The sequence below is a fragment of the Arthrobacter sp. Soil764 genome, from assembly GCF_001428075.1.
In the GTDB taxonomy this organism is placed as follows: domain Bacteria; phylum Actinomycetota; class Actinomycetes; order Actinomycetales; family Micrococcaceae; genus Arthrobacter.
This window is the reverse complement of the sequence record NZ_LMSI01000024.1, coordinates 1-21,936: the sequence shown is the minus strand read 5'-3', so window position 1 is coordinate 21,936 and position 21,936 is coordinate 1. Positions and strand designations below refer to the sequence as shown.

Genomic DNA, 21,936 nt, shown 5'->3' with positions numbered 1-21,936 from the left:
CACGCTACGTAAATGCCCCAGCCCCCTTCACCTCATACTCGGCCCTGTCGCCGGAGCCGCGTACCTGTTGGCCCGAAAGCTACAGTCCCAGTTCCGCGGGCAGTTGTATGTCCTTGCCCAGGACGTTCTTTGCTAGGAACCACTCCACCACCTGGTACCAGACCTTGGCGTGCTGCGGCTGGAGGACCCAGTGGTTTTCATCCGGGAAGTACAGGAACCGGTGGGGCGTCTGCCCGTCCTGGTCCGCCGCCAGCCGGGACTTGGACAGCAGTTCGTACCAAAGCCGCAGTCCCTCGCCGATGGGAACCCTGTAGTCCTTGTCGCCGTGGATCACCAGCATGGGTGTGCTGATGTTCTCGGCATGCAGGTGTGGGGAGTTCTCAAGCGCCATCTCCGCCGTCATTTCCTTCAGCCAGTACTGCGAGGCATCCGTGGTGGGCCCGAACTGGTCCAGCGCCCACAGGCTCGCGTGGGTGACCACGGCCTTGAACCGGTCCGTGTTGCCTGCCACCCAGTTGGCCATGTAGCCGCCAAAGGAACCGCCCATCGCCGCAGTCCGGGATTCATCGATGTCCGGCCGTTCAACGGCGGCGTCGGTGACGGCCATGAGGTCGGTGAACGGCGCTTTCCCCCAGGAACCCCAGCCCCGCTGGATGTAGGACTGTCCGTACCCCGTGGACAAGGCAGGATCCGGCAGCAGCACCGCGTATCCCCTGGCCGTCAGCAGCCATGGGTTCCAGCGCCACGTCCAGGCGTTCCAGGATCCCAGCGGACCGCCGTGGATCCACAGGAGCAGCGGCGCCGGATTGTCCGCTGAGGCACCGTCCGGCAGCGCCAGGTAGGCAGGTACCCGGGATCCGTCGGCCGCGGTTGCGGCGATGCGCTCAAGGCGCCCCGGGCAGCCGGGACGTTCTGCGGGGGCAGGCAGCCGGGTGGTTTCCCCGGTGGACAGGTCGATGCGTACGGCTTCGGCCGGGAATCCATAGGAGCTGCGCAGGGCATACGCCTTTCGCCCCTCAGGAGAAATGACGACGTCGGAGTAGGCCGCGGCGTCCTGCGTCACCCGGGTGACACCCACCTCCGCCGCAGCCGGCGGAACGCTGACCCGGAAGACCGGCGACGCGCCGTCGTCGTCTGCTGTGACGAGGATGGCGGAGCCGTCCGGGAGCCACCCTGAGGGCTTGGGCCAGCGGTCCCAGTCGTGGGCCAGGGGCTGCAGGCCCGCGGCTTCGCCGGCAGCAGCGCCGGAGACATCGAGCAGGTGCATTTTGATTTCGGGGGCCTCCTCCGGGGTGGAGTCGCTTTCGCTGACCACCACCAGCGTCCGGCCGTCCGGGCTGACGGGGCCCGGGAAGTAGCTCATTCCCTCCTGGTCCAGCAGCACCTTCATGCCGCCGGATGCCACATCCACCGCCACCAGGATGGAACGGCTGTCCGCCTTGGCCAATGGTTTGGTGTAGCTGCTGTAGATGGTCCTGCCGTCAGGACTCACCACCGCCTCCGCCTCCCGCAGCCGCGGCCCAGCCTCCGGTGTCAGGTTGCGCAGGACCAAGGGCGCGGTGGCGTCAACGGTTGCCGGCTTGCCTGGCCCCTTGTCCTCCCCCTCCTCCACCGCAAAGATCCGTGGCTGTCCCGGGCCCAAGTCCGCGTCCCAGTAGCGGACCGGGTATTCCCTGTGCAGGATGGCCGAGACCTTCCCGTCCTTGCGCGCCTTGCGCCGCTCGGCGTCGTCCTCCTCGTTAGTGGACCCTGCCAAAACGTCTGCCGTCACGAACGCCGCGTCGGCGTCCCGGGCCGTCATCACTTTGCTGACGCCGCCGGGCCGGCTGAGGACCACGCGGGCTTCCCCGCCGTCGGCCGGAAGCAGCCACAGCGGGTTCACCGGCTCCTCGTCCGGGCTGTCCGGGTCGGGACGAGCGGACGTGAAGTAGACGTCGCCGTTGGCAGCGAAGGCCGCACCCGCCTCACCCTTGGCGCTGCGGGTAATGCGCCGCGCGTGCTTCTGCCCGGCCGGGTCAAGCTCCCACAGCGCAGTGGCAAACTCCGTGCCCTTGCCGTTCAGGGTGCTGACAGTGGTGACCAGCCGCGAGCCGTCCGGGCTCAGGGCCAGTCCGCTTACCCGCGGGATGGACAGGTAGTGGTCGAGGTCGTGGAATGGGGTCTGTGGTTGCTCTTCCGGGATCGCCGGTTCCAAGTTAGCCATGCCCCCGATTCAACACGGTTTGTGCCCCGCATCACAGCCGCCACGCTCCCCTGCGGTTTGCGTGCGCTCCCATGGCCGGGTCCGCTCCGGCCCCGGCACCTGCACTTGAGGCTACGCACAGAGGGGTGCCACGGTAGGCCAGCGACAGGACCGGCCCTGGACCGCATAAACGGTGGCGGGCAGCACCGGTTATGCGGGGAAGGGCCGCTCAAGGACTCTCCAGGGCCCAGCCCCAGGATTGTCCCAAAAGCCGCCTTCCGCACGAGGTGCCGGGCATCAGGGATTTATGTAGGCGCCGTCAAAGCGACGAAGGAGCAGGCGCCGGGAAATCTCTGATGTCCGGCGCCGGACCCAGCCACGGATGAAAGCACGGGACCCAGGCACGGTGGCGTGAACGCAGAAAGCCCCGCCGCTCCTTGCGGAGTGGCGGGGCTTTGGCTGTGGAGACTAGACGCTCGGGGCGATTTCCGGGATGCGCGGCTTGGCGTTGCCGGCGAAGGTGAACTTCGCGTCGTCGCCTTCGCCTTCGACATCCACTACGACGATGTCGCCGGGGTGGATCTCGCCGAAGAGGATCTTCTCGGAGAGCTGGTCCTCGATCTCACGCTGGATGGTGCGGCGCAGCGGCCGGGCACCCATTGCGGGATCGTAGCCGCGGGTGGCCAGGAGCACCTTGGCGGCCTTGGTGAGCTCGATGCCCATGTCCTTGTCCTTGAGGCGCTTCTCCAGGCGGGTGACGAACAGGTCCACGATCTCGATGATCTCGTCCTGCGTCAGCTGCGGGAACACCACGACGTCGTCAACACGGTTCAGGAACTCGGGGCGGAAGTGCTGCTTGAGCTCCTCGGTGACACGGGCACGCATGCGGTTGTAGCCGGTCTGCGTGTCGGTGCCGGACTGGAAGCCGGTGGCAACGCTCTTGGAGATGTCCCGGGTGCCCAGGTTGGTGGTCATGATGATCACGGTGTTCTTGAAGTCCACCACGCGGCCCTGGGAGTCGGTCAGGCGGCCGTCTTCCAGGATCTGCAGCAGCGAGTTGAAGAGGTCCGCGTGGGCCTTTTCCACTTCGTCGAACAGCACCACGGAGAACGGACGGCGGCGGACCTTCTCTGTCAGCTGGCCGCCCTCTTCGTAGCCCACGTAGCCCGGAGGGGCACCGAAGAGCCGCGAGACGGTGTGCTTCTCGGAGTACTCGGACATGTCCAGCGTGATGAGGGCATCCTCTTCACCGAACAGGAACTCCGCGAGTGCCTTGGCGAGCTCGGTCTTGCCGACGCCGGTGGGGCCGGCGAAGATGAACGAGCCACCGGGGCGCTTGGGGTCCTTGAGCCCTGCACGGGTGCGGCGGATGGCCTGCGAGAGTGCCTTGATGGCCTCGTCCTGGCCCACCACGCGCTTGTGCAGTTCGTCTTCCATCTTGAGCAGCCGCGAGGATTCTTCCTCGGTCAGCTTGAAGACGGGGATGCCGGTGGAGTTGGCCAGCACCTCGGCGATGAGATCCTCGTCCACCTCGGAGATGTCGTCCATGCCGCCGGACTTCCAGTGGCGTTCCTTCTCCGCGCGCTCGGAAATCATCTTCTGCTCCTTGTCGCGGAGCGAAGCGGCACCTTCGAAGTCCTGGGCGTCGATGGCGGATTCCTTCTCCATCTTCAGCTTGGCGATGCGCTCGTCCATGGCCTTGAGCTCCGGCGGAGCGGTCATGCGGCGGATGCGCAGCCGGGCGCCGGCCTCATCGATCAGGTCGATCGCCTTGTCCGGCAGGAAGCGGTCCGAGATGTAGCGTTCGGCCAGGCTTGCAGCCGAGGCCAGGGCGCCGTCGGTGATGGTGACGCGGTGGTGTGCCTCGTACCGGTCGCGCAGGCCCTTGAGGATCTCGATGGCGTGTGCCACGGAGGGTTCCTTGACCTGGATCGGCTGGAAGCGGCGCTCCAGGGCGGCATCCTTCTCGATGTGCTTGCGGTACTCGTCCAGCGTGGTGGCGCCGATGGTCTGCAGCTCGCCGCGGGCCAGCATGGGCTTCAGGATCGAGGCTGCGTCGATGGCGCCTTCGGCGGCACCGGCACCCACCAGCGTGTGGATCTCATCGATGAACAGGATGATGTCGCCGCGGGTGCGGATCTCCTTGAGGACCTTCTTCAGGCGCTCTTCGAAGTCGCCGCGGTAGCGGGAGCCTGCCACCAGGGAACCGAGGTCCAGGGTGTACAACTGCTTGTCGCGGATGGTCTCCGGGACGTCCCCGCGCACGATTGCCTGGGCCAGGCCTTCGACGACGGCCGTCTTGCCGACGCCGGGCTCACCGATCAGGACGGGGTTGTTCTTGGTGCGGCGTGAAAGGACCTGCATGACGCGTTCCATTTCCTGCTCGCGTCCGATGACCGGGTCCAGCTTGTTCTCGCGCGCAGCCTGGGTCAGGTTGCGGCCGAACTGGTCCAGGACCACGGAACCGGCGGGTGCGCCTTCGGGCTGTCCGCCGCCGACGCCTGCGCCGGTGGTTTCCTTGCCCTGGTAGCCGGAGAGGAGCTGGATGACCTGCTGGCGGACCCGGTTGAGGTCGGCGCCGAGCTTGACCAGAACCTGGGCGGCAACGCCCTCACCCTCACGGATGAGGCCGAGCAGGATGTGCTCCGTGCCGATGTAGTTGTGGCCCAGCTGCAGGGCTTCGCGCAGCGAGAGTTCCAGCACCTTCTTGGCGCGGGGGGTGAAGGGGATGTGGCCGGAGGGGGCCTGCTGGCCCTGTCCGATGATCTCCTGCACCTGCTCGCGAACGCCGTCGAGCGAAATGCTCAAGGACTCAAGAGCTTTGGCGGCAACGCCCTCACCCTCATGGATCAGACCCAAGAGGATGTGTTCGGTACCGATGTAATTGTGGTTCAGCATGCGTGCCTCTTCTTGGGCAAGCACAACTACGCGACGGGCACGGTCCGTAAATCGCTCAAACATTTCGCCACACTCCTAGCTACGACGTACTTTGATGCTACGTGGCCGCTCCTAAGTTGTGGAGCGTGTTCGCCACAGGGGAAACCCGGGCCCTTGCGGGAATAAGGACGGCGCCGGGCTGCGGGGCCGTGAACCGGGTCCGCATAGAGACAGCCAGTGGCTGGAACGTACATCCCCGGTTGTCCACGGCCACGAAATACGGACGGACGCCGGGCGCTTGGAGCACCTCCATATTTTGGCCAATTGAGCCGCCCGCGCAGCCGCCCATAGCAGGATTATGCCGGGAATTGAAAAACCCCGCCCCGCCTGGCGGCGGTAAGCGGGGTTTCAGTGAAGCTAAAGGCAGTCCTAGGAATTCGCCTTTTGGTAGGCTTCCTGGATTTCAGCCTGAATTCGGCCGCGGCTGTTAACGGTGTAGCCGTTATCCCGGGCCCATTGCCGGATTTGCGCGGAATCGTGGCTGCGCCCTCCCGTTGGAGCCTTCGCCCTCTGGGTGCTGCGGCCGCCGGATGCCTTGCGTGCAGCGTTGATGAACCTCTCCAGTGAAGACCGAAGTTCAGCGGCATTGCCTGCCGACAGGTCAATCTCGTAGTTGACCCCATCGAGGCCGAACTTAACATTCTCGTCTGCGGATCCCCCATCCAGATCATCAACGAGGATGATGTTTACTTTCTGTGCCATTAAAGGTCTTCCTCTTGGGTTTTCAGAAAAGCAGGATGTTTCCCAAAAAAATTATGACTCTTATGTTGGCAACGCGTCAAAGCGCCTATTGGTTCCTTGGGGATAAAACCGGAAAGAAGGGGGGATTTATCTATTTGGATTCCGGGCCCGGGCGGTCCACGGGCTGCACCGGGAGGGAGTCGGCCTCGGCCTGCGCCCGGGCCTCCGCCTGCCGCTCGGCCTTGTCCGCGTTGAAGATCGCCTTCATGGCGAACCAGAACAGCAGGCCCACCACCAGGGAGGGAAGAATAACTGCCACGTATTCCATGATCAGTGCCCTTCGGGCTTCAGCAGGGGGAACAGGATGGTTTCGCGGATGCCGGCGCCCGTGAAGAGCATGACCAGCCGGTCGATGCCCAGGCCGATGCCGCCCATGGGCGGGGCACCGTATTCCAGGGCGCGCAGGAAGTCCTCGTCGAGCTGCATTGCCTCCACGTCACCGGCGGCGGCATGCATGGACTGCTCGGTGAGCCGTTCGCGCTGGATGACGGGGTCGATCAGCTCCGAGAACGCGGTGCCGCGCTCCATGCCACCGATGATCAGGTCCCAGGCCTCGATCAGCCGGCCGTCCTCGCGGTGGGGGCGGGCCAGCGGCTGGGCGGAGGGCGGGTAGTCGTAGACGAAGGTGGGGTTCAGCAGGGTGGGCTCCACGATTTCGCCGAAGAGTTCCACCACCAGCTTCTCGGCGTCCCACTTGGGGTCCACCTTGACGTCGTGCTTTTCCGCAGTCCCGCGCAGCACCTCAACGGGCGTGTCCGGCGTGATTTCCTGCCCAACGGCGTCGGAAAGTCCGGGGTAGACGGCCAGCCACGCCCACTCGCCGTCGAGGTTGATCTCGCCGGCCTCGGTCTGCAGGACACGGCCGGCACCCACGGCGTCGGCGGCGTCGAGGATGATCTCCTTGATTCGCTCGGCCATGACGAACTGGTCTGCCCAGGCCTCGTAGCACTCGAGGGTGGTGAATTCAGGGCTGTGGGTGGAGTCCACGCCCTCGTTGCGGAACACGCGGCCCATGTCGTACACGCGGTCGATCCCGCCCACCACGGCGCGCTTGAGGTACAGCTCGGTGGCGATGCGCAGGGTCATCTTCTGGTCGAAGGCGTTCATGTGGGTCTCGAACGGCCGCGCAAGGGCACCGCCATGGACCAGGTTGAGGATGGGGGTTTCCACTTCCACGTAGCGGTGCCGGAACAGTGTCTCGCGGATGGAGCGGGTGATGGCCGCGCGGGTGTAGACCATTTCGCGGGCCTCGTCACGGACCATCAGGTCGACGTAGCGCTGGCGGACGCGGGTTTCCTCGTTCAGGTCCGCGTGCAGGACGGGCAACGGGCGCAGGGCCTTGGAGGCCATTGACCAGGAATCGGCCATGATGGACAGCTCGCCGCGGCGTGAGGAGATGACCTCGCCCTTGATGAACACGTGGTCGCCAAGGTCAACCAGCGCCTTCCAGTCTGCCAGCGCTTCCTCGCCCACGTTGGCCAGGCTCAGCATGGCTTGCAGGCGGGTGGCCTTGCCGTCGGTGCCGCCTTCCTGCAGGGTGGCGAAGCAGAGCTTGCCGGTGTTGCGGATGAAGACGACGCGGCCGGTAACGCCCACCACGTCACCAGTGGTGTCATCCGCCTCGAGGTGGGCGTACTTTTCCCGGATCTCGGCGAGCGAATGCGTCCGCTCCACACCCACGGGGTACGCCTCAGCGCCGCGCTCCAGGAGTTTGGCGCGCTTTTCCATGCGGATCCGCATCTGCTCACTGGCATCGACGGGCTCAGGGGCGTTCTTGGGCGAGGGGGTGTTTTGGGAAGTCACAATCCACAAGTTTACCGGGCATTGGGTACCCGGGCTCCCAGTTGCCCCGCAGGTGCACACCCTACGATGGGCTGGTGAAAGAACGCGTACTTCCAACGCACGACGGCGGCAGGCTGGCTTTATACAGTTACGGCACCGAAGAGGCGCCCGGCGAACGGCGGGTGCTGTTGATCGGCGGCGCGTTCCTGACGGCGTTGATCTACCGCCCGTTCTCGATTGCGCTGGCGAAGGGCCTGGGGGATGGCTGGGCGGTTGACGTCTATGACCGCAGGGGCCGGGGAAACTCGTCCGAACAACCGGCCGACTACTCCATGGCCACCGAAATCGAGGATGTCCGGATTGTCCTCAAAGCCACCGGCGCCCGGAACATCCTGGGCCACAGCCTGGGTGGAGCGGTGGCCCTGAATGCGGTGCAGGAGTTCACCGGAACCGCGTTGGTCCCGGACAAGCTTGCGGTCTACGACGCCGCGGTGAATATTGACGGCAGCATCGACACCGCGTGGCTGGACGGGTTCGAGGATGCCGTGAACCAGGGCAGGGTGGGCCATGCGCTGGCGCATATGAAGAAGGCCACCAGCCCCGGCTCAACCATGGCCAGGATCCCGGAACCGGTCCTGGCCGGCCTGATGGCCGTGTTGTCCCGGACCAGGATCAACAGGATGTTCCGCCAGGTCATGCCCAGCGGGGTGGGCGAACTGCGCGCAGCCTACGACGAAAAGGACCATGCCCGGGACTTCAGCGTGCTGCCTGCAAACACCCATTTCATGGCCGGCGGCAAGAGTCCTGCCTACTACAAGGAAACAGCCCAGCGGCTGCACCAGGCGGTTCCGGGCAGCACCTACCTGCTCTCCCCCAAGTGCTTCCACGGGTCCATCCCGGCAGCGGTCAAGGAACTGGTGGCGGACATCGCGGCGTACTTCAAGGAAGAACGTCCGGACGGGGAATCCCGCCCGGACGAAGCTGAGGCTATCCGCGCTCCCCGCGGCTGAACCCCGCGAGGGCAGCCTCCCCCAGGTCTCGCCACACCGTCCGGGGCTTTGGCTCCACGCTCCGGTCCGCCAGCCAGTCACCCCAGGCGGTGATGTCCTCCCCGGCCGCGGCGGCAACGGCATCACAGGCGAATCCGACGGCGGTGGAGCCGTCCGCCAGGCGCACGGATCCCAGCAGCATGGGTTCAGGGAGGGAGGCCAGGAAGATCCCCAGGGCCGCGGGCGACAGCAGCCACTTCTCCCCCACCAGTTCCGCGCCGTCCTCGGAGCGGTACACGCCCGGCTTGGGCGGCACCGTGTCCAGTGCCACCATGCGGTAGCGGGCCGCGGTCCGGACCGGGCCATCCCAGAACGCCCCGAGTTCCTCCAGCTGCGGCGCCAGCGGCTGGCCCTTGCGGTGCGCACCCACCACCACCAGCGGCACGGCGGTTGCACCGGCTGCCAGCGGCCAGGGCGCGGACGACGGCGGCTGGGCACCGGCACGGTCAACTTCCGCTGCCGCACCGGGAGCGAAGAGGGCGGGAGCCGCCGGGGTGACCTCCAGGCGGCGGGCGATATCCGCCGCCACGGCATCATCGAAGGTCCGCCCCACCACCGTGAGCCCGAACTGGGCGCCGTCCACTTCCCCGGCGGGGACGGCAACGGCGCAGAGATCGAACAGGTTGCAGAAGTTTGTGTAGGTGCCCATCAGGGAGTTCACTCCCACCGGATCCGCGGCTACTTCAGCCAGCGTGGGGTGGAAGGGCGCGGTGGGGATCAGCAGGGCGTCGAACCCTTCGAGCTGTGCCATTGCCTTCTGCTTTAGTGCTTCCAGCTTGTCGGTGTCGTTGACGTACCGGTGCGCGGGCACTGTACCGGCCGCGCGGATGATGCGTTCCACGGTGGGATCGATGCCCGCCTGAGCGGCCGTGCCGGCGTCGTACTCTTCCAGGAACCCGCCCACGCCAGCGTGGCGTTCGGCCACCAGCCCGCCGTCGTACAACAGCCGGGCGGCTTCGAGGAAGGCATCGAATTCGATGGCTTCCACCTCCACTTCCAAGGACTGAAGCCGGTCCACGTGGCGGTTGAATTCGGCTGCCCAGGTGTCCGGTAGCGCCGGCAGGGTTGCGGGATAGGCCACGCGCGGCTTTGACGGCGCAGCCAAACGGATGTCTGTCGGCCAGGACCGGGAGTTGCCCGCCATGACGCCCATGGCGAGCTCGGCAGTGGACAGGTTCCGGGCAAAGATGGTGACGGCGTCCCAGGACCGGCAGGCGGGCACAACGCCCGCTGTCGAGACGACGTTCAGCGTTGCCTTGATGCCCACGATGCCCTGAAGCCCGGCCGGGACGCGGCCGGAGCCCGCCGTGTCCGTACCGATCGCGATGTCCACCAGTCCCAGCGCCACCGCCACGGCTGAGCCGGAGCTGGATCCGCCGGAGATGTACTCCGGCCGGCGCGAGTCGCGGACGGCGCCGTAGGGGCTGCGCGTCCCCACCAATCCGGTGGCGAACTGGTCCAGGTTGGTGCCGCCCAGGACCAGGGCACCGGCGGCGCGGAGCCGGGCCACCGCTTCGGCATCGTTGTCCGGGGTGTAGGCAAAGTCCGGGCAGGCGGCAGTGGTAGGGATGCCTGCCACGTCCACGTTGTTCTTGACGGCCAGCAGCAGCCCGGCAAGCTGGAGGTCCGCGCCGGCTGCCACGGCGGCGTCGATCGACGCTGCCTCGGCCAGAAGGTCCTCCGCACTGCGGAGCGTGATCCAGATTTCCGGCCGGTCCACTGTTTCAAGCGCTGCCAGGGCTGCTGTGGCACGCCGCGTGGCACTGCCGTTGATTGCCGTGCTCATACTGCTGCCTCTTCCAGTTCCAGCTCTTCCAGCCCCGCAGGTTGGTCGGCACCGAGGACCACCACTGCCTCGCCCGCCACTACCTGGCCCCCGGCCGCCGGCAGGACGCGGAGCACCACGCCGTCGCAGGGAGCCTCCAGGACCGTTTCCATCTTCATTGCCTCCAGCGATACCAGCGGCTGGCCTTTCACCACCCGGTCCCCGGCCGCCACGTCCACCTTCCAGACGCTCGCGGCGAAGGGCGCCGAGACGAGGGAGCCGCCGTCCGGGACCTCCACGTCATCCACCACGGGGGTGACGACGGCGGCCAGCGCGTCCGCGCGGTCGAACTCGCCGGCGTCGGCCCATGCCTGCCGTTCCACGGCGAAGGCTGCACCCTGCTTTTCCCGGAACGCCTCGATGGACCGGCTGTTCTCCGCAAGGAACTTCTCGTGCTCGGCAAGTGAGAAGGTCCCTTCCTCGATTTCGACGCCCCGCCCACGCCCCGCGGCCATGTCGGCGCGCAGGTCCAGGAGCTCTTCCGGGCTGACGGGGTACCAGGAGATCCGGTCGAAGAAGCGCAGCAGCCACGGCGACCCGGGTTCGAACGGGGCGGAATCGGCGTACCTGGACCACACTTGGGTGGTGCGGCCAACGAACTGGTAGCCGCCGGGGCCTTCCATGCCATAGATGCACATGTACGCGCCGCCGATGCCCACCGCGTTCTCCGGCGTCCACGTGCGGGCCGGGTTGTACTTGGTGGTGACCAGGCGGTGCCGCGGGTCCAGCGGGGTGGCCACCGGCGCGCCCAGGTACACGTCGCCCAGTCCCAGCACCAGGTATTCGGCGTTGAAGACGGTGTCGAAGACGTCACTGACCGACTCCAGGCCGTTGATCCGGCGGATGAACTCGATGTTCCAGGGGCACCAGGGCGCGTCGTCCCGGACACCCGCCATGTACCGTTCGATTGCCTCGCGGGTGGCCGGATCATCCCAGGACAGCGGCAGCCGGACGGTGCGGCTGGGAACCACCAGTTCGGAGCTCGCGGGCAGCGCGGCCTCGATTTCCTGGACCAGGTCCAGCAGACGGGCAGTGGACAGGACGGACGGGTCCACCTTGATCTGCAGCGACCGGATGCCCGGGGTCAGGTCCACGACGCCCGGCACCCGGAGCGCTTCGATCTGCTGGTGCAGGGCATGGACGCGGGCACGCAGGCCCAGGTCCAACACCATCTCGCCATATTCCACCAGCAAGTTGTCGTCACCGGAGCGGCGGTAGGTGACCGCGGGCCGGCCGGAACCTTCCGGCACCCGGCCCAGCACGCCGTCGTCGCCATCGCCGCGGAAGCCGCGGCTGGTCCCCGTGGCTGCCATGGACGGGTTTGACGACCAATCAGCGTCACCCGGCAGCACCAACTGGCGGCCGGGTCCCAGGTCCCTGGCCGACGGCGCCTGGCTGGCTTTGATGGGCACGAACCGGACCTTGTCCCCCGGGCGGAGCTGGCCGAGCTTCCAGCGTTCGGCCGTCACGACGGTGACGGGGCAGACGAAGCCGCCCAGGCTGGGTCCGTCCGGGCCAAGCAGGATGGGGGTGTCGCCGGTGAAGTCCAGGGCACCCACCGAGTAGGCGGTGTCGTGGATGTTGGAGGGGTGCAGGCCTGCTTCGCCGCCGTCGGTCCGCGCCCAGCGCGGTTTGGGGCCGATGAGGCGCACGCCGGTGCGGGCGGAGTTGAAGTGGACCTCGTACTCCGCGCTGTACAGCTCCTCGATATCCTCACGCTGGAAGAACTCCGGGGCTCCGTGTGGGCCTTCGGCCACGGCCAATTCCCAGGTGGAGGTGAGGGCGGGACGGCTGTCGAGCGGGACGGCTGCCGTGGGTGCTTCCTGCCCTGCGGCCTGCTTCACAGCACGGAGCACGTCGCCCGTGCGGAGCACCCGCCCGGCGTGGCCGCCGAACTGGCCCAAGGTGAAGGTGGAGGCGCTGCCCAGGTACTTGGGGATGTCCAGGCCGCCCTGGAACAGGATGTAGCCGCGCAGGCCCTTGCCGGCGGCCGTGCCCGTCTCGAGCGTTCCCCCGGCCGGGACGGTCACCGGGGTCCAGGCGGGCACCTCCGTTCCATCAACAGTCACCGTGGCTTCCGCGCCGGTGACGCAGACGGTCGTGGCGTGCGTGAAAGTCAGGCTTGGGCCGGTCATGGTGAACTCGAGACCCGGCGCGCCTTCCGGATTGCCCAGGGCGGTGTTGCCAAGCCGGAACGACAGATCGTCCATGGGGCCGCTCGGCGGGACACCGATCTGCCAGAGGCCGGTGCGGCCCGGCCAGTCCTGCACGCTGGTCTGCAGGCCGGGGCGGCCCACCGTGATGCGGGGCTCCGGGTCCCCCACGTTGTCCAGGGTGCTGGTGGAATGCTGGACCGCGCGGACCACGTCCAGGCCGCTCACGGCGCGCAGCATACCCAAATTGGTCTCGATCCCGTCGATCCGGGTGTCTTCCAGGGCTGCGGCGAGCCGGTCGAAGGCGTCGGCGCGGTTTGCGCCGGACGTGATGATTTTGCCCAGGAGGGGGTCGTAGCTGGTGGAGACATCGGTGCCGGTTTCCACCCAGGCGTCCACGCGGGCTTCTGCCGCAGTGGGGTAGGCGGCGTTGGTGACGGTTCCGGCGCTGGGCTGGAAACCCCTGGCCGGGTCCTCGGCGTAAACCCGGGCTTCCACGGCGTGGCCGGCCACCGGGAGGCTGTCCGGCACGCCGGCCAGGACTGCCTGGGCGTCGCTGCCGCCCTGGGCCAGGCGCAGCATCCATTCCACCAGGTCTACGCCGGTGACGGCTTCAGTGACCGGGTGCTCCACCTGGAGCCGGGCGTTGACTTCCAGGAAGGAGGCTTCCTGGCGGACGGAGTCGTAGACGAACTCCACGGTGCCGGCGGAGCGGTAGTTAAGGGAGGCGCAGAGGGCGCGGGAGCTGCGGTGCAGTTCCTCCCGCAGCTCGTCCGGCAGGTCCGGGGCGGGTGCTTCCTCGAGGACTTTCTGGTGGCGCCGCTGCAGGGAGCAGTCCCGGTCGCCCAGGCTGACCACCCGGCCTTCGCCGTCGCCGAAGATTTGTACCTCGACGTGCCTGGCGTTTTCGACGTACCGTTCGGCGAAGACGCCGGCCGTTCCGAAGCTGGCACCGGCCAGGCGGGCCACGCGGGGGAAGCTTTCCACGAGTTCGGCCTCGGAACGGCAGACCGTCATGCCGATGCCGCCGCCACCGCCGGTGGCCTTGAGCATCAGCGGGAAGCCGATCGCGGCGGAGGCCGCGACGGCGGCGTCCACATCCTCAAGCAGCCCGGAACCGGCGATCATGGGCACCCCGGCCGCCCGGGCGGCGTCGCGCGCTGTGTGCTTGGTGCCGAAGATGCGCAACTGCTCGGGGGTGGGGCCTACGAAGACCAGGCCGGCTGCCTCCACGGCCTCGGCGAAGGCTGCGTCCTCGGAGAGGAAGCCGTAGCCGGGGTGGATGGCACCCGCGCCGGATTCCCTGGCGGCGGCAAGGATCGCGTCCACCCGGAGGTAGGACTCTTTGGCCGGTGCGGGCCCCAGCAGCACGGCTTCGTCGGCGAGCCGGACGTGCTTGGCGCCGCGGTCCGCCTCGGAGAAGACGGCGACGGTCCGGAGTCCAAGCTTGCGGGCGGATTCGATGATGCGGCATGCGATTTCACCGCGGTTGGCGATCAGGAGGGTGTCGAAAGTACTCACTTGGCAGCCTCCGGCCGGGTGACGATCATGCGGACGGGGGTGGGGTTGAAACCGTTGCACGGGTTGTTGATCTGCGGGCAGTTGGAGACGAGAACCAGGGTGTCCACCTCAGCCTTCAGTGCCACCCGCTTGCCGGGGGCGGAGAGGCCGTCCACGATGCCCAGGGCGCCGTCCGGGTCCACCGGGACGTTCATGAACCAGTTGATGTTGGACACCAGGTCCCGCTTGCCCAGGCCCCAGCGGGAGCCCTCGATCAGGAAGTTCTCCACGCAGGCGTGCTGTTCGCGGGTGTGCTGTCCGTAGCGGAGGGTGTTGGATTCCTGGGAGCAGGCGCCGCCGATGGTGTCGTGCACGCCCACTTCGTCTGCCACGACGGTCATCATGGGCGCGCCGGTGTCTGCGCGGAGGACCGAACCGGTGGTGAGGACGATTGACTGCTGGGCGGCAATGGTGGCCGCCGCCGAGTAGCGGACGGTGGTGTCGGCCGCGGCATAGAGGAGGCAGTCCACGGCCTGGTTGCCTTCCAGGTCCACGATGGTGAGGACATCGCCCGCTGCCACGATTGCGGACCACGGGCCGCGGGCTTCAACGAATTCGTCCAGGACCAGGGCGCCTGGGGTGAGCGCGGCGTCGGCGGCGTCAGGGGTTGACCTGGTATCGATTGCAGTGTTCATCGGGCGTTCCTTGCGGCGAGGTCGTGTTCGGTGTTGCGGAGGGCCTGCAGGTGTTCCGGGGCCAGTGGTCCGGCCAGGCTGCCGGCTTCCAGTGCGGCGAGGTCCTGGGGCGCGTGCCAGGCGGTGATGTCGACGGCCGTCCCAGTGAAGTCCGTGCGCGGGTCCAGCGGGTGGGCGGTGTTGGCCAGGACCAGCACGGCGTCCATCTGGAGCAGGAGTTCGACGACGGCACCCGGCCCGGCGCTGCCGGTGAAGGTGATGGTTCCGGCCGGGTTCACGGTGATGCCTTTGAAGAAGGAGATCGACGGCGCCACGTCCCGGGTGCCCAGGCCATTCTTGAGGGCGCCCAGGGTGAGCAGCTCCCGTGCCGCCGGGGATGCGCTGTAGACGGTTCCGGCACCGTACTTTGCGGTGTTGCCGGCGAGGGTGGTGGCGCCGGTCAGTGCGTCGTGCCGGTTCGACGTATCGGCAACGATGGTTGCCATCAGGCGGCCGGCGTCCGACAGCAGCGGGTGGCCCGTACCGGGGTAGGCCTGCCAGGGGACCTTGACGGTGTCGGCGGCGTTGAGGCGTTCGTGGGTGGCGCCGGCACGGTACAGGAGGGTGTGCACGCAGGCATCGCCGGCGGTGTCGGTAAGCCGGATCCGGGTGCCGCGGGCCAGGGACATGGTGGTGTACCGGCCGAAGGCGAGGGATTCCGCCCACGTGGGGGACGCGCCGTCGGGCATTCCCGCCAGAAGGTGCGCCGGGGCGGAGCCTGCCGGCACGTGGCGCATGGTTTCGGCGGTCCTGCCGTGCTGTTCGCGGGCATGGGCCCGGGCGCCGGCCGTGGTGGCGGTGCCGGTTGCTGGTGTTTCGAGGGTCTGTGTCATGTCAGTCCTGGGTTGTGTCGAAAAGATGAGGGAAATGGGTGTCAGGCCTTGGCTGCCAGGTTCCGGCTCCGGACCCAGAGGCCCAGGAGCAGCACGGCGGTGACCATCAGCGGCGCGGACCACAGGAGGAGGCCGTTCTCTCCGGAGGGGTCGTACACCTCGGGCCGGGGCCATGCCAGGTTGACCACCATCACGCCGCCGTAAAGGACGGCCAGGATGTTGACCGGAAGGCCCCAGCGGCCCAGGGAGAAGAGGCCTGCCGGCATGGTCTGGCCCACCCGGTCCCAGTCGCCGCGGAGCCGGTTGAGCAGCTGCGGGACGGTGACCAGGAGGTAGGCAAGATAGACCATCACGATGCAGACGCTGCACAGGGTGGTGAACAGGGCTGCGTTGCCTACGTTGATGGCGAGCACTCCAACTGCAAGGGCCCCGATGACGATGGAGGGCCACATGGGCGTGCCGCGGGTGGGGTGGACGGAGGAGAGCAGGGCCGACGCCGGGAGCTTGCCGTCGCGGGCCATGGAGAAGACCAGGCGGGAACCTGCAGTCTGGATCGCCAGGGTGCAGACGAAGATGGCGATGGCTACATCCACCAGCAGGACCTTGCCCCAGAAGGTGCCCAGGACCGCGGTGAGGACGTACGGGAGACCTTCGGTGGCGAGGCGACCGTCGTCGAGGCTCGGCGCCGCCATCAGGGCGGTGATGATCATCAGAGCACCGCCGACGCCGGAGATGAGCAGGGCGGAGAGGATGGTCCGGGGTGCGGTGCGGCGCGGGTCCTTGGTTTCTTCGGACAGTTCACCGGCGGAGTTGAAGCCCACCATGACGTACGCGGCCATCAGCCCGGAGACCAGGAAGGCTCCCACGGCGCCGAGGTCCGATCCCTGCATCACGGTGGTGTCCGCAACCACGTCCGGCCCGCGCTGGGCGGCACTGATGAGGGCCAGGATCACGGCCGCGACACCCACGATCTCGCAGGTGACGCCCACGGAGTTGACGTGGGCCATCAGTTTCACGCCAAGGGAGTTAATGATGGTGGTGGCCACCAGGAGGACGGCGCCCAGGACCACGGCGTTGGAAGCACCGGTCACCGTGTTGAGCGCGGGATCGCCGCCCACCACCTGGAATCCGTCCCAGAGCTGGGGCAGGACCACCTGCAGGGCGATGGCGGCCGCGGCTGCGGTGACCACCTGTGCGATGGCCATGAACCAGCCGGCGAACCAGCCCACGCCTTCCCCGCCGACGCGCCGCGCCCACTGGTACACGGCACCGGACAGGGGGTAGCGGGCTGCGAGTTCGGCGAAGTTCAGGGCCACCAGCAGCTGGCCCACCAGGACCACCGGCCAGGTCCAGAAGAACGCCGGCCCGGCGAACGAGTAGCCGAACGCGAAGAGCTGGAAGATGGTGGTAAGGATGGAAACGAACGAGAAGCCGGCGGCAAAGGATGCGTAGCGGCCGAGCTTGCGGTGGAGGGTGGGCTGGTAGCCGAGGGACGTCAGGTCTGCATCGTCCTGGTGGACGGTGGGGAGAACGGTGGATGTCATCGGGAATCTCCGGAACTGGAAAGGGATCTTGGGGGCGAAGCCTCCCGGTACTGCAGCGCTCGGCCGAAGGCTGCTGATTACCGGTCACTTGATAGTTTTCCAGCGGGATGTCCCCAAACAGTTTCACCTCTGTAAAAGGCGGATAGACATCTTGTTTCGGGCAGATTTCCGTCCCCTCACCATGCCCGCCGGTGAATTTCGGCGCACCCGGCAGTGCAAGAATGGGGCCGTGACTTCCGCCGGACCGGGCCGCCCCCGCCACCAGCAGCCCTCGCGGCCGGGCGCCACCGCCCGCGACGAAATCCTCGACGCCGCGGCGGAGCTGTTCACCACCCAGGGCTTCGCCAGCACCTCCACGCGGTCCATCGCGGACGCGGTGGGCATCCGGCAGTCATCCCTCTACCACCACTTCAAGACCAAGGACGATATCCTCGAGGACCTGCTCGAGGGGACGGTGTCCGGGGGGCTGACATTCGCACGTGCCGTGGCCGCCCTGCCCACTGATGCCCCGGAAACCGAAAGTCCGGCTGGAAGCCGCCTTCACGCCGTCGCGCTTTATGACGGCACCCAGCTATGCAGCGCACGGTGGAACCTTGGCGTGCTATACCACCTGCCCGAGGTCCGGAGCGACCGCTTTGCCCGGTTCCACAGCCACCGCCAGGAGCTCAGGCGTTTGTACGGGGCACTGGGCGCGGAGGTGTCAGCCGCGCCGGGCGGACCGGACGGCGGCGACTTCACCTTCCGCTTAGTGGAATCCCTGATCTACCTCCGCGCGGACGGCGCGGCCGATACCGACTCCGCCATGCAGGCCGCCGACGCCGGGCTGATCCTGTGCGGGCTCGGGAACCGGCTGCCGGCCATCCGCGCGGCGAGCCAGGCCCTCATCAACCGCCTGGCCTGACCCTGCGTGCCGCCGGCCGCCGGGATGCCCCACCCGGCTTGCTCGGCTAGGCTCGGAGCATGACGCGAGAGAACATCAGGACCCCCGACGGCGGCACTGTGGAGCTCTTCTCCACCGGCGCTGACCTTGCTTCTGCGGGCTCGGGCGTGGTGGTTGTGCCGCCTTCCATGGTGACGGCTGCGGATTACACCAAGTTCGCCCAGAAACTGAGCGCCGCCCTGGGCCGCCCGGTGCACACCTTCAACCGGCGCGGGCGCGGATCCTCGTCCCCGCAGCCCGAGGATTACACGCTGGACGTGGACATCCGCGACCTGGATACCGTCATGAAGCACACCTCCAGCACCGATGTGTTTGGGCACAGCTTCGGCGGCGCCGTCGCCCTGCACGCGGCCCGGACACTGCCGGTGGAACGACTCGCCGTCTACGACCCCGCCGTCTCCGTGAACGGCAGCGTCACCGCCGACTGGATTGTGGAGTATGAGCGCGCCATTGCCGCCGGAGACCATGACCGGGCCCTCGCCGTGATCCAGCGGGGGCTGGAGGCCGGCGGTTCCTTCTCATCCCGCATGCCGCTGTCCATGCTGACCCTGGCCAACAAACTGACGGCCGGCACCACCGAAGGCAAGCAGCAGCGTGAGCTGATGCGCACCGGCGTCCGCGAAATCAAAGCCATCATTGCCGCCGACATGCCGGCCGAACCGTTCCAGGCGCTTCCCCTGGAGACGCTGATTGTGGTGGGCGAAAAGAGCCCCGCCTACTTCGGCATCGCCTGCGGCCAAATCCACGACGTGCTTTCCGGCTCCAGCTACACCATCCTGCCCGGCCTCGGCCACGATGGCGCCATCAAGGCCCCGGACAGGCTGATCAAGGAACTGAGCGAGTTCTTCGCCGGCTGACCCCCAAGTAAGTAGCACTAAGTGTCGTTTTGATGCTCCAAAACGACACTTAACGCTACCCAGTTGGGTCAGTGCCCGCCGTGGCCCGCGCCGGGACCTTCGGTCTTGCGCATCATCGCGGAAAGTACGACGGCGGCAAGGGCTATGACGGTTGCCGTCAGGAAGGCGGCGCTCATCCCGGCGACGAGTCCCGAGGCGGCGCTCACCACAGCGAAGATGGACACCAGGAGTGCAGTACCCGCGGCACCGGCCACCTGCTGGGTGGTGCTCATGATCGCGGACCCGTGGGAGTAGAGGTGCGGCGGCAGCGGGTTCAGGCCCGTGGTGAAGGCGGGCGTGAACAGCAGCGCCAGGCCGAAACTCAGCCCCACATGCAGGGTGACGATCCACCACACCGGGGTGCCGGCGTCGAGCATTGAAAACTGCCAGAGGGCCAGCACCATCAGGATGGATCCGGTGATGGTGAGCGGCAGCGGGCCCACCTTGTCGAACGCGCGGCCGATGACCGGGCCTAACAGGCCCATGGCCAGCCCGCCGGGAAGCAGCGCAAGGCCGGTTTCGAGCGAACCCAGGCCCCGGACTTCCTGGAGGTAGAGCGGCAGCAGGATAACGCCGCCAAACAGGGCCATCATGGCCACCACCATCAGCAAAACCGAGACGGTGAACATCCGGAGCTTGAAGGCGCGCAGGTCCAGCAAAGGCGCGGCTGCCTTTTGGAGCCGGACCTGGCGGAGGACGAAAACCGTCAGGGCGGCGACGCCGACGACCAGGGCTGCGATGGCGCCGGCACTGGGGCCGGCCTGGCCGCCATGGCCGCCGCCGATCTGGCTGAGCCCGTAGACCAGGCCGCCAAAGGCGGGGACGGTGAGGATGACGGACAGCGTATCCAGCCGAGCCTTTTCAGGCTTGCCAACGTTGGTGAGGTACTTCGCTCCGATGGCCAGCGCCGCGAGGGCTACCGGCAGCACGAAGACGAACATGAAGCGCCAGGTGAAATGTTCCAGGATCAGGCCGGAGACCGTGGGACCCATGGCCGGCGCCACGGAGATGGCGATGCTGACGTTGCCCATGACGGCGCCGCGCTTGGCCAGCGGGACCAGGGTGAGGATGGTGGTCATCAGCAGCGGGAGCATGATGGCGGTGCCGCCGGCCTGGACGATGCGTGCCAGGAGCAGGACCTCGAACCCTGGGGCCACCGCGGCAAGGGCCGTTCCGCCGGCGAACAGGCCCATGGCAAGCATGAAGACGGCGCGCGTGGACAGGCTCTGCAGGATGAACCCCGTGGTGGGGATGACCACGGCCATGGTGAGCATGAACCCGGTGGACAGCCACTGCACGGTGGGAGCGTCCACCCGGAGGTCCACCATGAGCCGCTGCAGGGCGACGTTCATGATGGTCTCGTTGAGGATCACCACGAACGTCGCCACCAGCAGCGTGCTGATGATCGTCACGGACTCCCGGGACATCTTCTCCGGTGCGGCAGGCTGGGCTTCCTGTCCTGGCGTTTGGACGGACTGGCCGCTGGAGTTGGGCGAGGTCTCGGTAGACATGGGTGTTCCCTCAGGGGTTTTTGTGAATGATGCACGGCCGGCGCCGCTGCAGATGCAAACACTCTACCCGCTGGAGTAATTCCTCCATACGGGTTTTTCACCCCTGAGGGAACATTAGGGGTCAGGCCGTTTGGCCCGCGTGCTGGCCTTCGGAGATCTCTTCCACCAGCTTGTTGTTGAAGGCCGGGAGGTCGTCCGGGTTGCGGCTGGTCACCAGGCCCTGGTCCACCACCACTTCCTGGTCAGTCCAGTTGGCGCCGGCGTTCTTCAAGTCTGTCTCCAGGGTGAAGTAGGACGTGACGTTGCGGCCCCTGATGACTCCTGCCTCGATGAGCAGCCATGGTCCGTGGCAGATCGATGCCACAGGCTTGTGCTGTTCAAAGAAGCTGCGGGTGAAGCTCTGGGCGTCCTTGTCCACGCGCAGGTGGTCCGCGTTGACGACGCCGCCGGGAAGCACCAGGGCGTCAAAGTCCGAGGCATTTGCTTCAGCCACTGTGAGGTCGACGTCGAAGGTGTCGCCCTTTTCCGTGCCGTTGTAGCCCTGCAGCTTGCCGCTCTTGGGTGCCACCAAAGTGGGCTCGCCGCCGGCATCCTTCACGGCCTGCCAGGGGCTGGTGAGCTCCACCTGCTCTACGCCGTCAGTCAGCAGGAATGCCACCTTCTTGCCTGCGATGCTGTGTTCTGACATTGTTCCTCCTCATGCTTGCGGTTGCGCGTTTTTGGCGCGCAGGGTCCCGCTTCGAGAGTTGATTGCCTGACGCTTTCCAGCCTAGGAAAGGTGAAAGTAATAAGCAAGCTGACTATATTTCCAGGGTGGGCACTTCATTGGGTGCGGCAGCTAAGGAGGCGCAAGCACGACGGCGGCACGCGGCTGCGCAGCCAGGGGCGCCTGGGTGACGATTGGCTGGGGCGGGTTTGTCTCCAGGTTTGAATGTCAGTGCCTCGATGGATGCTGTTCGTATGGAAATCGGCAGCGGTTGTGAGGTGGTTTTGGAGGGCGTTCATGCCTCCGTCGCTGCCCTTGATGCGCTTGCTGCTGAGGACGCTTTCCTGGCTGCCGGGGTTGGTACTGGCGCTGACGTGGATGTGTTGCAGCGGCGGTACGAACTCCGGCTGGAACGGCTGGAAGTGACGCGCCGCCTAAAGGCACAGCTGGCCGCCGTGGAAGCCCGCGACGCTGCGGAGTGCATTGGGTTCCAGCACGCAATGCTTGCCCCGGACGCCCCGGTACAGGAACGCACCTACGCCGAGATGTCGGCGGTGGAGGAAATTGCCGGGGTCCTGACCGTCAGCTCCGGCGCCGCCGGGG

Annotated in this window: 15 protein-coding genes and 1 pseudogene; 4 read left to right on the top strand and 12 right to left on the bottom strand. The window is 67.2% G+C overall.

The features are described 5' to 3' along the window. Positions 1-79: 79 nt before the first annotated feature. The 5 genes from ASG86_RS17795 to lysS all read right to left on the bottom strand — a co-directional run bounded on the left by ASG86_RS17795 (position 80) and on the right by lysS (position 7,663). Positions 80-2,203 carry a S9 family peptidase gene (locus ASG86_RS17795; RefSeq protein ID WP_056337542.1) on the bottom strand — a complete coding sequence of 708 codons (2,124 nt, stop codon included), beginning with the start codon at positions 2,201-2,203 and terminating at the stop codon, positions 80-82. Positions 2,204-2,650: 447 nt separating this feature from the next. After that, positions 2,651-5,143, bottom strand: a complete 2,493-nt coding sequence (locus ASG86_RS17790) for an ATP-dependent Clp protease ATP-binding subunit (RefSeq protein ID WP_026266017.1) — start codon at positions 5,141-5,143, stop codon at positions 2,651-2,653. Positions 5,144-5,488: 345 nt separating this feature from the next. Then, complete coding sequence (locus tag ASG86_RS17785) at positions 5,489-5,821, bottom strand: histone-like nucleoid-structuring protein Lsr2 (protein ID WP_056337539.1); 333 nt, start codon at positions 5,819-5,821, stop codon at positions 5,489-5,491. Positions 5,822-5,951: 130 nt separating this feature from the next. Then, positions 5,952-6,119 carry a hypothetical protein gene (locus ASG86_RS20685; RefSeq protein WP_162253501.1) on the bottom strand — a complete coding sequence of 56 codons (168 nt, stop codon included), beginning with the start codon at positions 6,117-6,119 and terminating at the stop codon, positions 5,952-5,954. 11 nt (positions 6,120-6,130) lie between these two features. After that, a complete protein-coding gene (gene lysS / locus ASG86_RS17780; protein ID WP_056337536.1) occupies positions 6,131-7,663 on the bottom strand; it encodes a lysine--tRNA ligase in 1,533 nt (510 codons plus the stop codon). Between the two features lie 74 nt (positions 7,664-7,737). Here lysS and ASG86_RS17775 point away from each other — a divergent pair, with 74 nt between their 5' ends. Further along, positions 7,738-8,652, top strand: a complete 915-nt coding sequence (locus ASG86_RS17775; protein WP_056337533.1) for an alpha/beta fold hydrolase — start codon at positions 7,738-7,740, stop codon at positions 8,650-8,652. Here ASG86_RS17775 and atzF read toward each other — a convergent pair. Genes atzF through ASG86_RS17750 form a run of 5 tightly spaced genes read right to left on the bottom strand, consistent with a single transcriptional unit; the run spans position 8,630 to position 17,280 of the window. Then, positions 8,630-10,477 carry an allophanate hydrolase gene (gene atzF / locus ASG86_RS17770; RefSeq protein WP_056337529.1) on the bottom strand — a complete coding sequence of 616 codons (1,848 nt, stop codon included), beginning with the start codon at positions 10,475-10,477 and terminating at the stop codon, positions 8,630-8,632. The genes ASG86_RS17775 and atzF overlap by 23 nt on opposite strands. Next, the gene (uca, locus tag ASG86_RS17765) at positions 10,474-14,190 is read right to left on the bottom strand and encodes an urea carboxylase (RefSeq protein WP_056337525.1); all 3,717 of its coding nucleotides are present in this window, start codon (positions 14,188-14,190) and stop codon (positions 10,474-10,476) included. Before uca ends, atzF begins: the two co-directional genes overlap by 4 nt. Next, complete coding sequence (locus ASG86_RS17760; protein ID WP_056337521.1) at positions 14,187-14,864, bottom strand: urea amidolyase associated protein UAAP2; 678 nt, start codon at positions 14,862-14,864, stop codon at positions 14,187-14,189. The genes uca and ASG86_RS17760 overlap by 4 nt, the downstream gene beginning before the upstream one ends. Beyond that, positions 14,861-15,736 (bottom strand): urea amidolyase associated protein UAAP1, encoded by an 876-nt coding sequence (locus ASG86_RS17755; protein WP_056337520.1) that lies wholly within the window; start codon positions 15,734-15,736, stop codon positions 14,861-14,863. Before ASG86_RS17755 ends, ASG86_RS17760 begins: the two co-directional genes overlap by 4 nt. 41 nt (positions 15,737-15,777) lie before the next feature. Beyond that, positions 15,778-17,280, bottom strand: a complete 1,503-nt coding sequence (locus ASG86_RS17750) for an amino acid permease (protein WP_056337519.1) — start codon at positions 17,278-17,280, stop codon at positions 15,778-15,780. 229 nt (positions 17,281-17,509) lie between these two features. Here ASG86_RS17750 and ASG86_RS17745 point away from each other — a divergent pair, with 229 nt between their 5' ends. Together ASG86_RS17745 and ASG86_RS17740 are read left to right on the top strand one after the other, a co-directional pair. Continuing rightward, on the top strand, positions 17,510-18,181 hold the full coding sequence (locus ASG86_RS17745; protein WP_056337516.1) for a TetR/AcrR family transcriptional regulator: 672 nt from the start codon (positions 17,510-17,512) through the stop codon (positions 18,179-18,181). A 59-nt stretch (positions 18,182-18,240) separates the two neighbouring features. Next, positions 18,241-19,077 (top strand): alpha/beta fold hydrolase, encoded by an 837-nt coding sequence (locus tag ASG86_RS17740; protein WP_056337513.1) that lies wholly within the window; start codon positions 18,241-18,243, stop codon positions 19,075-19,077. A gap of 68 nt (positions 19,078-19,145) precedes the next feature. On the opposite strand, the gene ASG86_RS17735 is transcribed toward ASG86_RS17740, so the two are convergent. Both ASG86_RS17735 and ASG86_RS17730 read right to left on the bottom strand, forming a co-directional pair. Continuing rightward, entirely contained in the window at positions 19,146-20,627 is a 1,482-nt protein-coding gene (locus ASG86_RS17735) for an MDR family MFS transporter (protein WP_056337510.1), read from the bottom strand. A 121-nt stretch (positions 20,628-20,748) separates the two neighbouring features. Further along, positions 20,749-21,315, bottom strand: coding sequence for a type 1 glutamine amidotransferase domain-containing protein (locus tag ASG86_RS17730; protein WP_056337507.1), 567 nt, complete (start codon positions 21,313-21,315; stop codon positions 20,749-20,751). A gap of 272 nt (positions 21,316-21,587) precedes the next feature. Between ASG86_RS17730 and ASG86_RS20825 the strand changes: the two are divergent. Continuing rightward, a pseudogene (locus tag ASG86_RS20825) lies at positions 21,588-21,936 on the top strand (HNH endonuclease signature motif containing protein); the annotation flags it as partial.

Coding starts and splice junctions, on each gene's coding strand:
- ASG86_RS17795 (WP_056337542.1), bottom strand. CDS start 2,203: ATGGCTAACTTGGAACCGGCGATCCCGGAAGAGCAACCACAGACCCCA.
- ASG86_RS17790 (WP_026266017.1), bottom strand. CDS start 5,143: ATGTTTGAGCGATTTACGGACCGTGCCCGTCGCGTAGTTGTGCTTGCC.
- ASG86_RS17785 (WP_056337539.1), bottom strand. CDS start 5,821: ATGGCACAGAAAGTAAACATCATCCTCGTTGATGATCTGGATGGGGGA.
- atzF (WP_056337529.1), bottom strand. CDS start 10,477: ATGAGCACGGCAATCAACGGCAGTGCCACGCGGCGTGCCACAGCAGCC.
- ASG86_RS17760 (WP_056337521.1), bottom strand. CDS start 14,864: ATGAACACTGCAATCGATACCAGGTCAACCCCTGACGCCGCCGACGCC.
- ASG86_RS17755 (WP_056337520.1), bottom strand. CDS start 15,736: ATGACACAGACCCTCGAAACACCAGCAACCGGCACCGCCACCACGGCC.
- ASG86_RS17750 (WP_056337519.1), bottom strand. CDS start 17,280: ATGACATCCACCGTTCTCCCCACCGTCCACCAGGACGATGCAGACCTG.
- ASG86_RS17740 (WP_056337513.1), top strand. CDS start 18,241: ATGACGCGAGAGAACATCAGGACCCCCGACGGCGGCACTGTGGAGCTC.
- ASG86_RS17735 (WP_056337510.1), bottom strand. CDS start 20,627: ATGTCTACCGAGACCTCGCCCAACTCCAGCGGCCAGTCCGTCCAAACG.
- ASG86_RS17730 (WP_056337507.1), bottom strand. CDS start 21,315: ATGTCAGAACACAGCATCGCAGGCAAGAAGGTGGCATTCCTGCTGACT.